Here is a 223-nt window from a genome sequence, read left to right as displayed (position 1 = left end):
GCCGTAGGTCTCGAAAACGTGTCGGGCGGACTTCCAGCCGCCATGCTCGGCCACCGTGACGGGGTCGTAGCCGGCGTGCAGCATAGCGGTTGCAAAGCCGTGGCGGCCGGCGTGAGGCATCAGAACCTTGAGGCCGGCCCGTTTGCAGGCGTTGCGCCAGATCTTGTCTATGCCGTTCCTGCTGCGGTATCGGAACGGTTTCCGGTCCCGCGGTAGGTTGGCG

Annotated in this window: 1 protein-coding gene; it reads right to left on the bottom strand. The window is 65.9% G+C overall.

Features of this window, described 5'->3' with window-relative positions:
* Positions 1–171, bottom strand: a 171-nt coding sequence (locus tag CQ12_RS47035) for a tyrosine-type recombinase/integrase (protein ID WP_430642302.1), incomplete at its 3' end; no start/stop codon positions are given.
* Between the last annotated feature and the right edge of the window lie 52 nt (positions 172–223).

Source organism: Bradyrhizobium jicamae, assembly GCF_001440395.1.
Lineage (GTDB): Bacteria > Pseudomonadota > Alphaproteobacteria > Rhizobiales > Xanthobacteraceae > Bradyrhizobium > Bradyrhizobium jicamae.
Note: the sequence above shows the minus strand (reverse complement) of the source record. Positions and strands in the feature narration are given on the sequence as shown.